9 protein-coding genes, 5 tRNA genes and 1 pseudogene are annotated in these 13,709 nt (G+C 67.3%); 13 read left to right on the forward strand and 2 right to left on the reverse strand.

Translation table 11 applies throughout. From position 1 onward, the window contains the following. Window positions 1-150: pseudogene (locus KMW22_RS04870) on the reverse strand (IS701 family transposase); the annotation flags it as partial. A 106-nt stretch (window positions 151-256) separates the two neighbouring features. Between KMW22_RS04870 and KMW22_RS04875 the strand changes: the two are divergent. From KMW22_RS04875 to rsr, 6 genes are all read left to right on the forward strand, one after another. After that, window positions 257-331: transfer RNA gene (locus KMW22_RS04875), tRNA-Glu, on the forward strand. Window positions 332-586: 255 nt separating this feature from the next. Next, window positions 587-664: transfer RNA gene (locus KMW22_RS04880), tRNA-Leu, on the forward strand. Between the two features lie 235 nt (window positions 665-899). Next, window positions 900-1,040, forward strand: a tRNA-OTHER gene (locus tag KMW22_RS04885). 185 nt (window positions 1,041-1,225) lie between these two features. Next, window positions 1,226-1,344, forward strand: a tRNA-OTHER gene (locus KMW22_RS04890). 4 nt (window positions 1,345-1,348) lie between these two features. Further along, a tRNA-Phe gene (locus KMW22_RS04895) sits at window positions 1,349-1,423 on the forward strand. Between the two features lie 82 nt (window positions 1,424-1,505). Then, entirely contained in the window at window positions 1,506-3,113 is a 1,608-nt protein-coding gene (gene rsr, locus KMW22_RS04900) for an RNA-binding protein Rsr (protein WP_221088926.1), read from the forward strand. A gap of 100 nt (window positions 3,114-3,213) precedes the next feature. On the opposite strand, the gene KMW22_RS04905 is transcribed toward rsr, so the two are convergent. Further along, complete coding sequence (locus tag KMW22_RS04905) at window positions 3,214-4,968, reverse strand: bifunctional metallophosphatase/5'-nucleotidase (protein ID WP_221088927.1); 1,755 nt, start codon at window positions 4,966-4,968, stop codon at window positions 3,214-3,216. Window positions 4,969-5,076: 108 nt separating this feature from the next. Here KMW22_RS04905 and murF point away from each other — a divergent pair, with 108 nt between their 5' ends. The 7 genes from murF to KMW22_RS04940 all read left to right on the forward strand — a co-directional run bounded on the left by murF (window position 5,077) and on the right by KMW22_RS04940 (window position 13,673). Beyond that, on the forward strand, window positions 5,077-6,369 hold the full coding sequence (gene murF / locus KMW22_RS04910; protein ID WP_221088928.1) for a UDP-N-acetylmuramoyl-tripeptide--D-alanyl-D-alanine ligase: 1,293 nt from the start codon (window positions 5,077-5,079) through the stop codon (window positions 6,367-6,369). 70 nt (window positions 6,370-6,439) lie between these two features. Then, window positions 6,440-7,156, forward strand: coding sequence for a hypothetical protein (locus KMW22_RS04915; RefSeq protein WP_221088929.1), 717 nt, complete (start codon window positions 6,440-6,442; stop codon window positions 7,154-7,156). Window positions 7,157-7,873: 717 nt separating this feature from the next. Then, on the forward strand, window positions 7,874-9,052 hold the full coding sequence (pilM, locus tag KMW22_RS04920) for a type IV pilus assembly protein PilM (protein ID WP_221088930.1): 1,179 nt from the start codon (window positions 7,874-7,876) through the stop codon (window positions 9,050-9,052). Continuing rightward, complete coding sequence (locus KMW22_RS04925; RefSeq protein WP_221088931.1) at window positions 9,045-9,740, forward strand: fimbrial assembly protein; 696 nt, start codon at window positions 9,045-9,047, stop codon at window positions 9,738-9,740. The genes pilM and KMW22_RS04925 overlap by 8 nt, the downstream gene beginning before the upstream one ends. Next, entirely contained in the window at window positions 9,730-10,374 is a 645-nt protein-coding gene (locus KMW22_RS04930) for a type IV pilus inner membrane component PilO (protein ID WP_221088932.1), read from the forward strand. Before KMW22_RS04925 ends, KMW22_RS04930 begins: the two co-directional genes overlap by 11 nt. Continuing rightward, entirely contained in the window at window positions 10,371-11,621 is a 1,251-nt protein-coding gene (locus KMW22_RS04935; RefSeq protein ID WP_221088933.1) for a hypothetical protein, read from the forward strand. Before KMW22_RS04930 ends, KMW22_RS04935 begins: the two co-directional genes overlap by 4 nt. Before the next feature lie 3 nt (window positions 11,622-11,624). Then, a complete protein-coding gene (locus KMW22_RS04940) occupies window positions 11,625-13,673 on the forward strand; it encodes a secretin N-terminal domain-containing protein (protein WP_221088934.1) in 2,049 nt (682 codons plus the stop codon). Window positions 13,674-13,709: the final 36 nt, after the last annotated feature.

Below are 13,709 nucleotides of genomic sequence, written 5' to 3' on the forward strand. Positions count from 1 at the left end.
TGCACGGTGGAGTGCCGTTTTGGTGGCCGTGTCGAGAAACAGAGCGAGCGCAGCCCCGAGGCTGCGCTGCTGGTAGCAGGTGGTGGGGATGGCCAGAAATGCATCTGCCAGAATGCGAACGCGCTCCCCCGGAATCTGTGACGTAGACACTCCCAGAGTCTCCCGGCTGGGAGCGCTCTCCTGCTGTTATGCAGGTGCAACTCCTGAGTTATCCTTCCAACGATCCCTCCGTTACTGCCTTGCCCGGCCAGCTTCTGCACCCATCGTCTAGAGGTAAGGACCCCTGACTTTCACTCAGGAAACACCGATTCAATTCCGGTTGGGTGTACCACTCCTTGGGGTGGGCCGACCGCCATGAGTTCTCCCTTTCCAGGACATCTGCTCATGGTTCTGCCTTGCCCACCCGCCACCACGCAGGTTTCTTCTAATCAGCAAGATGCCCGGCAACCGTCGGGAGATGGCGGTGCAATTCCGACCAGCCTGCTCCACGGGACTTTGTGTCCCTTGTACACCCTTGCCCAGCCTGTGGGCCGACGCGCAGGGGTGATCTTCCCCACCGCTCCCCAGCCCTTACGAGGTCTCCTATGCTCCGGTATCCCAATCTGGTAGAGGAACACGGCTCAGAACCGTGCCAGTGCTGGTTCGAGTCCAGCCCGGAGTACCAGGTCCGTTCAGGATCTTTCATGGTGGGTGTCACGGCCCCTCATTCCCTCCTGACCGGTGTGGGCCAGCACTTTGGGGTGATTGGCGTTCGTGGTAGGAATCCAGACCCCCAAGCCACGTTCAGGCAGGGACGAAATTTCCATTTCCCACACATGGACGGCGCCGCTGATGCATCACGCGTGGGTATGTACCTTTTGCATTGGAATCCACAAGCCTGACACCCATCCATTCAATACGCAGCGGGTAGCTCAGCTGGTAGAGCAATTGGCTGCCCGAAAGGGCAGTTTCCTTCCACGCCCACTTGCCCGCTTTTGGGCCGACAGTGCAAGGTTACCTTTTCATCAATGGGGCGCGGGTTCGAATCCCGCCCCGCTGCACCCCTTCTTCAATCATCACCGTGGGGACGGTGGTGGAACTGGTCAACACGAATGTCGCTTCCCCTGAGGGGCTCTGCCTTTACAGCCCCTTGCCCGTCAACGCGGGCCGACGGCGAAGGCTGATCTGGAACATTTGTCGCAAGACGTTGCGGGGTCAAGTCCCGCCCGTCCCTCACGCAATTTCTGGAACGGTAGCTCAGTGGTTAGAGCACTTGCCAGCGCCGCACCTTGCCCGACTGGGCCGATGGCACTGGCTTATCGACTGCGGATCGAGAGGTCGTGGGTTCGAATCCCACCCGTTCCCCCGTGAACCGGTCGCTCAGAAGGCAGAGCGGCTGGCTGAAGCCCAGCAGATGCAGGTTCGATTCCTGCCCGGTTCACCACCCTGGCGCGTCGCGCCGGGTCGCTGCTGGCGCATGTCCAGCACCCATCTCCCCTGCCCCCACAGAAGGAGGGCCGATGCCCATGAAGAACCTCTTGAACGCGATCACCCCCGCCCGCACCCCCCAGACGGAAGCACTGGACCCCCGGCAGGTCAAAAACAACGCCGGCGGTTACGTGTACAGTCTGCCGGACGAGGCGCGCCTGACGCGATTCCTGATTCTGGGCACGGATGGGGGCACGTTTTACGCAGGTGAGCGCGCCCACACGGTGCAGGCCACCGACTTTGTGAAGACCTTCGTGCAGGTGGACGCCGCTGCGGCCCTGCGCATCACCCTGGATGTAGTGCGCGCTGCCCGCGCCCCCAAACCGGCCCCCGCGCTGCTGGTGCTGGCCCTGATTGCCAAAACCGCCCCAAACGCTGCCGACCGGCAGGCCGCCTGGGCGGCGCTTCCCGAGGTGGCGCGCACCGGCACCATGCTGCTGCACTTCCTGGCGTTTGCAGACGCCCTGGGGGGCTGGGGCCGCCTGACCCGCCGGGGCGTGGCGAACGTGTACGAAACCGCCGATGTGGGCAGGCTCGCCCTGTGGGCCGTGAAGTACAAGAGCCGCGACAGCTGGAGCCAGCGCGACGCCCTGCGCAAGAGCCACCCCAAGGTGGCCGACCCCGAGCGCAACGCCGTGCTGAAGTTCATGGCTAATGGCGCGCTGCCTGACCTGGGGGCAGAGGTCACTGCTCCAGCCCTGCGCGTGATTGAAGGGCACCTGTTGGCCACCAGCGCCGGCACCGACCGAGACGCGGCCACACTGATGCGCGGCTACGGCCTGCCCATTGAAGCGGTGCCCACGCACCTCCGGGGCCCGGAGGTTTACCGCGCGGCCATGGCCACCAACGGCCTGACGTGGCTGCTGCGGAATCTGGGCAACCTGGGCCGTGTGGGTGTGCTGAACGTAAATGACCGACACACCGTCCAGGCCGTCACCGAGCGCCTGACCAACCCGGACGCCCTGAAACGCGGGCGCATTCACCCGCTGGACGTGCTGAAGGCCCGGCTGGTGTATGCCCAGGGCCGGGGCGTGAAGGGCAAGGGCGAGTGGCTACCCGTCCCCCAGGTGGTGGACGCCCTGGAAGACGCCTTTCACCTGGCCTTCGGGAACGTGCAGCCGGCAGGCACGCGGCACCTGCTGGCCCTGGATGTCTCGGGCTCCATGACCTGCGGGCAGGTGGGCGGGGTGCCCCGCCTAAGCCCCAACATGGCCGCCGCTGCCATGAGCCTCGTGGCCCTGCGCACGGAAGCCCGCGCGCTGACCATGGGCTTCGCCGATCAGTTTCGGGCCCTGAACATCACGGCGCGCGACACGTTGGAAGCGGCCATGCGCAAGGCGCAAAGCGCCAGCTTTGGCGCCACCGACTGCGCGCAGCCCATGCTGTGGGCCCTGAAGGAGCGCGTGAACGTGGACACCTTCGTGGTGTATACCGACAACGAAACCTGGGCCGGGCCGGTGCACCCCACGGTGGCGCTGGACCGCTACCGCCAGAAGATGGGCATTGGCGCCCGCCTGATCGTGGTGGGTCTGACCGCCACCGGGTTCACGATTGCCGACCCCAACCGCACCGACATGCTGGACGTGGTGGGCTTCGACACGGCGGCGCCCGGGGTCATGGCGGACTTCGCCCGGGAGGCGCTGTAAGGGCAAAGGGCAGACGGCTTGTGGCAAATGGCCAGGGCCAAAAGGCAGATGGCAGAGGCCCCAGGGCGCCATCTGCCATCTGCCTTGTGTTATTTACCTGTTAGGGCAGAACGACGATGCGGCCCTTGACCGTGTTCGTCAGGCTGGGCCCCTTGGCCTTCAGGTAATTGCTCAGCACATCGGTGTCCGCGAGGCCCGGCAGCTGCACCACATCGGTGGCGCTCTTGAAGGCGGCAAAGTTGTCGCCGCCGCCCGCCAGGAAGTTGTTGGTCACGATGCGGTACTTGGCCGTGGCGCTGATCGGCGTGCCGTTCAGGGTAATGTCGGCGATGTTCACCTTGTTGCCGGCCGGCGCGCTCTGGCTGTACTTGTAGCTGAAGCCTTCAGACACCTGCAGCAGCTTGACCGAGGTGGCGTTGGCACCCGAGAACTGCTGCTCCAGGACGTCGTCAATCTGCTGGCCGGTCAGGCTCAGCACCGTGGTGGTGTTGCCAAAGGGGTGCACGGCGAACACATCACCGAAGTTCACAGCGTTGTTCGGCTTGATCTTGGTGCTGTCGGGCAGATCGGAGCGGATACCGCCGGGGTTCATCAGGCCGATCTGGGCGCCCTGGGGCTTACCGGCTTCCAGCAGCGCGTCGGCCACCACGTCACCCAGCGCGCTTTCAATGGTGCGGTCCTGCGCGCCAGCGGGCGTGTAGCCGCGCTTGATCTGCGGCGAGCCCAGGCGGGCAATTTCCACGCTGCTGATGGCCTCCACCTTGCTCTTGGCGGTGGTGACCAGCTGGGTCATGCCGAAGTCCAGCTGTCCGGCCTTGGCGCGGGCGTCGTAGTCCACCACGAGGTTGGCCGACTTCACGGTCATGACCTTGTGGTTGGCCTTGTCCACGGTCAGGTCCAGGCGCTGCAGCAGGTGGCCATACTGCTCGCCCTGAATCACGATGCGGTCCTTGCCCGCCGGATCAGGCACAAGGCAGTTGTAGCCCTTGTGGCTGTGGCCGCTGATGATCGCGCTGACGGCCGGGTCCACGGCCGCAGCGATCTTGTAGATGGCGCTGTCGGTCTTCAGGGTCTTGCAGCCCACGGTGGCGTAGTTGTCGGTGCTGCCCGAAGCGATTTCGCCGCCCTCGTGGATCAGCATGATGATCGCGTCGGGGTTCTGGGCCTTGATCTCAGGCATGACCTTGTTCACGGCGGCGGCCGGGTCGCTGAAGGTCAGGTCCTTGACGCCTTCGGGGGACACGATGCCGGGGGTTTCGGCCGTCACAGCGCCCACGAAGGCAATGCGGGCGCCGCCCACCTGCTCAATCACGTAGGACTTGAAAGGGCTGCCCGTTTTGCCAGAGGCGGCGTTGTAGGCCACGTTGGCGGCGATCCACTGGAAGCTCGCGCCCCTGTAGTTGGGGTCAAACTTACAGGCCTTGGCGGTGTCGTTGCTGGCGCAGCCGCCGTTTTGCATGCGCAGCAGTTCGCTCAAGCCCTGGTCGAATTCGTGGTTGCCCAGGGCGCTGACCCGCATGCCCATGGCGTTCATGGCGTACACGGCGGGCTCGTCGCGCAGCAGGCCCGAGGTGATGGGGCTGGCGCCGATCAGGTCACCCCCGCCCACGAAAATGGTGTTGGGGTTGGCCTTGCGGGCGTCGTTCAGCTCGGCGGCGATGGCCTCCACACCCCCGGCCTTGATGTCGGCCGTGGCGCCCGCCGGGCGGAAGCCACTGGGCTCCAGGTAGCCGTGGAAGTCGTTCAGACCCAGCACCGTCACATTGACTGGATCAGCGGGCAGCGTGGTGTTGGGCGGCGTGCAGGCGCTCAGGCCCAGGGCTACGGTCAGCAGCAACAGGGGGGTTTTTTTCATAAAGAACATTGGCATTGTACTCATTTGCTCTCATGCCTCTGTGAGCTTGTTGGCAGTTGGGGCCGCTCCACCTGCTGGGGGGGCCGCCGTCTCTGGTAGCCTCGCGCCATGCTCGACCCGCGCGCCGTGCCCTTTGCCGCCCACCTGCACCCGGGGGCCCGCCCCGCCACCCGCCTGACCTGGGACTCGCGGGAAGCTGGCCCCGAGACGGCGTTCGTGGCCCTGCCCGGCGAGCGCATGCACGGCAACGCCTTTGTGGACGCGGCGCTGGCGGCCGGCGCGCCCTTTGTGCTGACCGATCTGGACGTGCCGCGCGCCCTGCGCGTCCCAGATGCCCGCGAGGCGCTGTTTGCCTGGGCCCGCGCTGAGCGCCGGCGCGCGCCCCTGGTGGTGGGCATCACGGGCAGCGCGGGCAAGACCACGGCCAAAAGCTACGCCGCCGCCGCCCTGCAAGCCCTGTACATGCCGGTGTACAACACCATGCCCGCCATCGCCTGCTTTCTGATTGAGCACAGTGGCGCGGGCGCGCCCCTGGTGGTCGAAATGGGCATTGACCGCCCCGGCGAGATGGCCGAACTGGTGAACTTGGTGCGGCCCGATGTGGGGGTGGTGACCTCTATTGGGCCCGCGCACCTCGAACAGCTGGGCAGCATTGAGAACATTGCCCGGGAAAAGGGCGGGATTCTGGAGGGCACGCGCGGACTGGTGGGCACCCAGGCCGCGCCGTACTACCCCGGCGTGCAGAGCTACGGCTTTGACAAGGCCACCTTTGCTGGCGAGACGCTCCGGCTGAGCCCTGAGGGCGCGCGCTTTACTTTTGCGGGGGTGCCGGTCTCTCTCCCCCACGCGGCCCGGGTGCAGGCCGAGGCGGCGGTGCTGGCTCTGGTGCTGGCCCGCGAAGCCGGCGTGTCCCTGCCCGACGCCGCCGCCCGCCTGCGCGGCGTGGAGGTGCCCGGTGGGCGCTACCGGGTGCATCCGGGCCGCGTGACGGTCATTGACGACGCTTACAATGCCTCGCCTGTGGCCGTGCGGGCCGCGCTGGACGCCCTGACGGCCCTGCCGGGACGGAAAATCAGCGTGCTGGGCCGCATGCTGGAACTGGGCCCCACCGAGCGCGACCTGCACGCCGAGGTGGGCGCCTATGCCCGGCAGCGCGCCGACGTGACCTATGGCGTGGGGGCCTTCGCGGCCGAACTGGGCGAGCGTGCCTACGCCACAGTGCCCGAATTGACCGCCGCCCTGCTGGCCGATCTGCAGGTGGGTGACGTGGTGCTCGTCAAGGCCAGTCGCGGGATGTCCTGGACCCCCGAGCGCCGGGCGCAGGAGGGTGTGGGGCTGGACACGGTGGTGCAGGCGCTGCTGGCCGCCCGCGAGCAGGTGCCAGGGGACGCTGGGGCTTAAAGCCTTCCCCCTTTTTCACGCTGCCCCCTTTTTCACGCCCCTCAGGATGGCGTGCGGCCAGAATGCAGGCATGCGCTTCCTGCTGCCCGTGGCCCTGCTGCTTTCTGCGTGCGCGCCGACTGTGTCTTCTGGGCCTGCGGCGTGGCCTTTCCGGGCCGCCTTCAGTGATCTGGGCGTGGCCTGGACCAGCGGCGGGCAGGCCTGTGTGGCGCGCGCCCCGTCGTTTCAGGCGGTGTGCCCGAAGCTGTCCGGTGTGGTGGACGTGGCCTGGGCCCAGGGAGACGCCTGGGCCGCCGTGCCCGCCCAGGGACTGGTGGTCACCCTGGACCGGGCGCCGCGCACCGTGAATGTGGGCCGGGTGGTGGCCCTGAGTGCCAGCCGCGCCTACCGCGAGGACGGCAGCGCCGTGGACTACGCAGGCCAGCCTGCACCCGGCGTGCGCGGCGCCCCCCAGGCCGCGCTGACCGGTCCCCAGGGCGAGGACGCCGTGTTGCTGGGCGGCCGGGTGATCTCGGTACCGGGCCCCGGGGCCAGCCAGGGGCCCGCCGCCTTCCTGGCCCTGACCCCCACGGGCGTGGTGGGCGCCGCGCAGCCCCAGGTGCAGACGGCCACCGGGACCTACCGCCTGACCGGCCAGGCCCTGGTGCGTCTGGACGCTGCCGGGCAGGTACGGGCCCAGGTGCCCCACGGCGAGGGCCGCGTGGGCCTGGTGGGGACCGAGATCGTGACCGTCAGCCCAGCCGGGCAGGTCCGCCGCTTCAGCCCTGACCTGCAGGAGTGGCGCTGAAGCAAGAGGAAGGAATTCGGAGAGGAGTGAAGGGGTACGGTCGGCTCAAGCGTGCTGTTGCCATTCTTGAGGCTCAACAGCCAACCCCCAACCAAGGCCTCGCCGCTGAATAGGAGGCTCGTCATTGTTCGCACGGGCCGCCTGAATGCGCACAGCGGTTTCACCTTCGTGGCATCGGGACCTGGAAAGCGCTGGGCACGGCCGGACCAATGGGCATTGTTGAGCGAAACCGCTCAAGCACCGGCATCAAATTCAGAGCCGAAAGAGGATGGGACTTGAGGCTCAACCGTAGTCACGCCTGTTTCTCCTGATTCCCCGGACCGTAGAGAAGCTCCAACCCGGTCAATCTGCTGAGCTCATTTCTCCTTCAACGTGCCTGCCAAAGCTGGCACGTTCGATCTGACCTCATAGGGTGCAAGGGGCCGCAGCAAGACAGCTGGTCAGGCTCAAGAGTGGCTAAACAGTGTTCTCAGAGTGCCTTACCCCTCCTCTGTCCAAACCCAGGCCCTAATCCTGCACAAGGTCTCATTTTGCCGGCCCAGGCGGCAGTATTCGATTTTGTACAGATGTAAGTGTTCGGTAAGCGGAATGATGGTCATATGGCCCAAGCCCATGACCCTCACGCCGCTTTCCTGTCGCTCTGCTCGCATGCGCCTCCAGCCCCCTTCCCTCAGTCAGATGAGGGAATGCTAAAATCCACGTGATCCTGGAGGGAGAATGTCGAGTTTCCTGAACCGCTTACTGAATCCACGGCCAAACGCGCTGGGGGTCGAGATCGGCACCAGCGCCATCAAGGTTGTGGCCCTGCGTCCCGGCTCTCCGCCTTCCCTCCAGCACGCCATCATGGTGCCCACGCCTATTGGCAGCATGCGCGACGGACTGGTGGTCGAGCCCCAGGCAGTGGCCACCGAGCTGAAGAACCTGCTGGCCGAACACCGCATCACCACCCGTCACGCCGTGACGGCTGTGCCCAATCAGGCGGCGGTCACGCGCAACATCATGGTCCCCAAGATGGAGCGCAAGGACCTGCAAGAGGCCATCAAGTGGGAAGCCGAGCGCTATATCCCCTACCCCATTGATGACGTGAGCCTGGACTTTGACCTGCTGGACGACCCCGCCAACGTCCCCGACGACGGCCAGATGGAGGTCGTGATTGCTGCCGCCCCCACCGAGGCCGTGGCCCGGCAGGTGGAGGTGCTGCGCCTGGCAGGCCTCGAGCCCACGGTGGTGGACCTCAAGAGCTTCGCCTCACTGCGCGCCCTGCGCGGCAACCTGCTGGGCGAGCACCTGACCAAGAGCACCCTCACCGGCAGCAACTACACCGAAGCCGGCGAGGTGGCGCTGGTGATGGAGATTGGCGCGAGCAGCTCGGTCATCAACCTCGTGCGCGGCGACCGCGTGCTGATGGCCCGCAACATCAACGTCTCGGCCGACGATTTCACGATGGCGCTGCAAAAGGCTTTTGATCTGGACTTCTCGGCCGCCGAGGACGTGAAGCTGGGCTACGCCACCGCCACCACCCCCACCGAAGACGAAGAAGACCTGCTGAACTTCGATATGGCCCGCGAGCAGTACTCCCCGGCGCGCGTGTTCGAGGTGATTCGCCCGGTGCTGGGCGACCTGATCACCGAGATTCGCCGCAGCCTGGAGTTCTACCGCGTGCAGAGCGGCGACGTGGTGATTGACCGGACCTTCCTGGCCGGCGGCGGCGCCAAGCTGCGCGGGCTGGCCGCCGCCATCAGCGACGCGCTGGGCTTCCGCGTCGAGGTGGCCAGCCCCTGGCTGACGGTGCAGACCGATCAGGCCAACGTGGACACCGGCTACCTGCAGGCCAACGCGCCGGAATTCACCGTGCCGCTGGGCCTCGCGCTGCGGGGGGTGGGCAGCCGTGGTTGAAATCAACCTGCTGCCCCAGCAGTACCGCAAGCAGGCCGAGCCCAACGCCTGGATTCCTGCCGCCATCGGTGTGGCTGTGGTCACAGGGCTGGCCCTGCTGGCTGGCGAGATCGCCACCGGCACCCGCTCGGGCGAACTGCGCAAGCAGCTCGATGCCCTGAACGGCGAGGCGGCAGCCCTGGCCCCAGCGAACGCCGAATTTGTGCAGCTCACGCAGCAGAAGACGCAGCTGGAGCAGGTGACTGGCGTGGCCCAGCAACTGCGCGCCAGCAAAACCTACTGGACCAACGATCTGGCGGCCTTCACGGCGCAACTGCCCACGGGCAGTGGCGTGGCCCTGCAGAGCATGAGCATCAAGGCGGTGGATGCCAATGCTCTGGGCTCGTTGCAGCAGAATGGGGTCTACACCGGCAAGAATGTGACCCGCGAAATTGACCTGACGGGCAACGCCAGCAGCCAGCAGGCGGTAGTGAACTTCCTGCGCACTTTTGAAAACAGCCCCAATTTCGGGGTGAACTTCCGCAGCCTGCAAAGCGAGGGGGACACCGGGCGCTACACCTTTAGCGCCTCGGTGGGCATCGTTCAGGCCAATGCCCCGGCGCCGGCAGAGACCCCAGCCGCACCCGGGACGACCCCCCCCCCGCCCAGTGCACCAGCGGGCACCACGGGAGGCGACAGTGTCAACTAAGCTTGCCCCGCGCAACATCTTTCTGCTGGTGCTGGCCGCCTGCCTGATTATAGGTGCGCTGTGGTACACCATGCGCTTTCAGGCCCGCCAGGCCGAAATCAGCCAATTGCAGACTGAACTCGACAGCGTCAATGCCCGCGTGCTGACCCTGCGCGCCAACGCGGCGCGTCTGCCCACCCTGCGCGAAGAGGTCGCCAAGCTGACCCAGGAGCAACAGGTGTTCCTGGCGGCACTGCCTCAGACCGCGAACTACAACGCCGTGCTGGACGAGGTGCGCCTGAATGCCAGCGCTGCCGGTGCGACCATGAGCGGCTTTACTGTGCAGAGTGGCAACACCGCCAGCCTGCCGGCAGGCGTGCGGCCTATCAACCTGAACCTGAGTGTCAGTGGGCGTTTTAACGAACTGTTCCGGCTGCTGCGCTCGCTGGAGACCATGAACCGCTTCTCCACCGTGACCTCCGTGAACCTGCAGCTGCCCGCTGCCACCAGCCTGGACCCGCGCCTGGAAAGCACCATGGGCCTGACGGTCTACACCTTTGACCCTACCCAGGCGGCCACCAGCCCAGCTGGCACGCCTGACGCGCCCAACGCCGCCCCTGCGGCGCCGGCGGCGCCTGCCGGAGGCACCCAGTGACCCGCGCGCCCGTCAAGCTCTCCCGCGAAATGAAGGTGCTGCTGGGCCTGCTGCTGCTCGTGGCGGCCATCAGCCTGTGGTATTTCCTGACCAGCCAGCGTTCAGGCACGGACGATCTGACGGCCACCCAGCCGCCCGTCACCACCGACCCAGGCGCGACGGTCCCGGTGACCCCTACCCCCGGAGGCACCGAAAACGAACCGACCGGCGTGCAGCCCGACGGCCAGGTGGACGTGGAGGTGATCCCGCCCTTCCCCACTGAAGCCGCCCCCGACCCGGACGCGGCCCCTGAAGACGTGCCCCCGACCCCCGGCGGAATCAACCCGGACACCGCGCTGGCCTCGGTGCCGGGCAGCAACCCCTTCCGGCCCCTGGCGGTCAACGCGCAGGACCAGGGCAACGCGGGAGGCACCACCCCTGCGGCCACCACCCCAGTGCCCGGGCCCGTGGCGACCACTCCCACACCCCAGCCCACGCCCAACGTCACCCCCATTACCTCCACGGGCGGCGCCCTGGGCCTGAGCCCGGTGGCAGGAAGCGCGGGCGACAGCAGCGGCAGCAGCAGTGGCCCCATTCCCGTGCCCCAGATTCCCGGCGGCAATGGCCAGACCAGCGCGGGCAGCGGTCCCGTGGATGTCATCCCACTGCCCACCGTGGACGGCCCCGTGGTGGTGGGCGGTCCGGGCACCGGCGCGAACGGCGCTGGCGGCACCGCCAGCGGCGCCAATAGCAGCAACGCCGGGGGCAGCAACAGCAGCGGCGCCAACAGTGGCGCGCCTGCCCCCCGCCCCCCAGCGCCCCCTGTGGCCGGCGTGAGCGTCCCCAGCGTGACCCGTCTTCCCTCGGCCACCCCGGCGGCGCCCGGCGCAGGTGCCCCTGGCACCAGCCCCAGCGGCACACCCGGCGTCAATGGTGCGGCCGGCGCAGGCACCTCGCCTGCCACGGCGGCCCCCACGCCCGGCACCCCCCAGGTCATTACCGATCTGAGCGCGCCGCCTGCCGCTGGCGGTACGGCGGCCCCCACCAATGCGCTGGACACCTTCGTGCAGACGCAGCAACTGGCCTTTAACGCGGTGGTGCTGGGCCCGGTGAACACCGCCATCTTCCGCAGCAAGGACGGCTTTGTGGTGGTGTCGGTGGGCCAGACCCTGCCCGATACCCAGGTGACGGTCAAGGAAGTCACCGCCACGGGCGCGACCCTGAGCCTGGGCAACAACACGACGACACTCGAACTGGAAAAAAGGTGAGCCATGACTAAACGCTTCGCATCCCTCCTGCTGACCGCCGCGCTGGGCATGGCCGCCGCGCAGACCGCTGGCCCGGCCGCGCCCGTATCCCCCGCCGCCGCCGATCCCTCGCTCTCCGGGGCCAACGTGACCATCGAGATTGGCCGCTACGGCGGGCCGCTCTCCAGCCTGCTGGCGGCGCTGGCCAAGTCGGCTGGGTACGGCTTGATTCTGGATACGAACGTGGACGCCCTGCCGGGTGCGGGCAACACGGCGAGCCCCGACGCCGCCGGCACCGGCACGGCGACGGGCACCCCAGCCACGGGCACAGCGCCCAGCGCGGCCGGCACGGCCACTGCGCGGCCCATCGTGTACTCCTTCCAGAACAAGCCCTTCAACGAGGTCTGGCCCCTCTTGATGGACGTGTACGGCCTGAGCTACGACGTGCTGCAACTGGGCGGCCAGCCAGTGCTGCGCGTGAGCAACACGCCGATTCAGCGCACGATCACGCTCCGAAACGCCGACGCCACGCAGGCGGCCCAGCAGGTCAAGCTCTTTTTCGGCACCCCCACCTACAGCGAAACCCCGCAGCGCGACGCCCAGGGCAACACCGTAGGGGTTACGCGCACCCTGGTGGATGTGAAGCTGGACTCCCCGACCCTGCGCATCGTGCCCGACGTGCGCAGCAACGCCGTGATCGTGCGCGGCACCAACAAAGAGGTGGCGGAAGTCACGCGCCTGCTGGGCCAGCTGGACACCAGCGCGGCGGCGCCCACCACCACGGGCACCGCCCCCTCGGCCGAAACGCAGACCGTGCAGCGCGTCTACGCCGTGCGCGGTGCCCAGGCGGATATCACGGCCCTGCTGGCCGCGCAGTACCCCGGCCTGAAGGTGACCCCTGTGGGCCAGACCGGCCAGCTGGTGATCACCGGGCCGCAAAACCAGCTGGATGCCGCCCTGACTCTGCTGGGGCAGGTGGACCGTCCCGCCCCCTCTGTAACCAGCGCGCAGATTACGCAGCGCGTCTTCCAGCTGGTCAACGCCAGCGCCGAGGAAGTCAAGGCCACTCTGGAAGGCACCCTGGCGCGCGACGTCACCAGCACGGCCAACACGCCCGGCAGCGGCACGACCTCCAGCACATCGGTGAGCACCTCGGTCACGACGGGCACAGGGACTGGGACGGGCACGGGCACCACGCCCAGTGCCCAGGCGCCCACGCCGTCCGCTGCCCAGGCCAACGCGGTCACCATCATTGCCGACAAGCGCACCAACACCCTGATCGTGCGCGGCACACCCGATCAGGTCACACAGGTGGCCGAGCTGATTCCGCAGCTGGACCAGCGCGTACCGCAGATCAACGTGCAGGTGCGCATTCAGGAAATCACCGAGCGCGCCGCGCGCAGCCTCGGTGTGAACCTGCGTGCGGGCTTCGGGGGCTTCACGGTGTCCACCAGCGGCGGCACCGGGCTGGCGGCGTCCTTTGACCCCACCCAGAGCCTGATTGGCTTTAACCTGGGCGCGACCCTGAACACCCTGCAAAACCAGGGCCTGAGCAAGAGCGTGTACGACGGCAGCATCACCATGCAGAGCGGCCAGCGCTCGCTGGGGGCTTCGGGCGATACGCAGAACGCGTCAAGCACCGCTGCCGCCACCATCAAGAGCGGCGGACGCCTGGAAGTGAACATTCCCTCGGCAGCGGCCAACGTGCAGGCCATTCAGAAGCAGATCGATTATGGCGTGAACCTGGACTTCTATAGCCCCCAGGTGGCCCCCGACGGCACCATCACCCTGCGCGTGCGCGGGCAGGTCAACGCGCTGCAAACGGCCATCAACGCCAGCACGCTGCCCAACCTGCTGCAGTTCACCAACAGCGAGGCCCAGACCACGCTGACCTTCAAGAATGGCGAAACGCTGCTGCTCAGCGGCCTGCTGGCCACCAAGGAATCCACCACGAACGCCGGTGTGCCGTTCCTGTCCAGCATTCCGGTGGTGGGCGCGCTGTTCGGCAACCAGAGCACCACGCGCGAGCAGACCCAGCTGCTGGTGGTCATCACCGGCAACATCGTTCGCTGACCCCCTCTTGCCCCCGCCGCGCTCCCTTCACCGGGG

This window comes from Deinococcus aquaedulcis (assembly GCF_019693445.1).
Classification (GTDB): Bacteria; Deinococcota; Deinococci; order Deinococcales; family Deinococcaceae; genus Deinococcus; species Deinococcus aquaedulcis.

Bases quoted from the DNA above. Each gene is read 5' to 3' on its own strand.
- KMW22_RS04905 (WP_221088927.1), bottom strand. From the start codon at position 4,968: ATGAAAAAAACCCCCCTGTTGCTGCTGACCGTAGCCCTGGGCCTGAGC.
- murF (WP_221088928.1), top strand. From the start codon at position 5,077: ATGCTCGACCCGCGCGCCGTGCCCTTTGCCGCCCACCTGCACCCGGGG.
- pilM (WP_221088930.1), top strand. From the start codon at position 7,874: ATGTCGAGTTTCCTGAACCGCTTACTGAATCCACGGCCAAACGCGCTG.
- rsr (WP_221088926.1), top strand. From the start codon at position 1,506: ATGAAGAACCTCTTGAACGCGATCACCCCCGCCCGCACCCCCCAGACG.
- KMW22_RS04940 (WP_221088934.1), top strand. From the start codon at position 11,625: ATGACTAAACGCTTCGCATCCCTCCTGCTGACCGCCGCGCTGGGCATG.
- KMW22_RS04915 (WP_221088929.1), top strand. From the start codon at position 6,440: ATGCGCTTCCTGCTGCCCGTGGCCCTGCTGCTTTCTGCGTGCGCGCCG.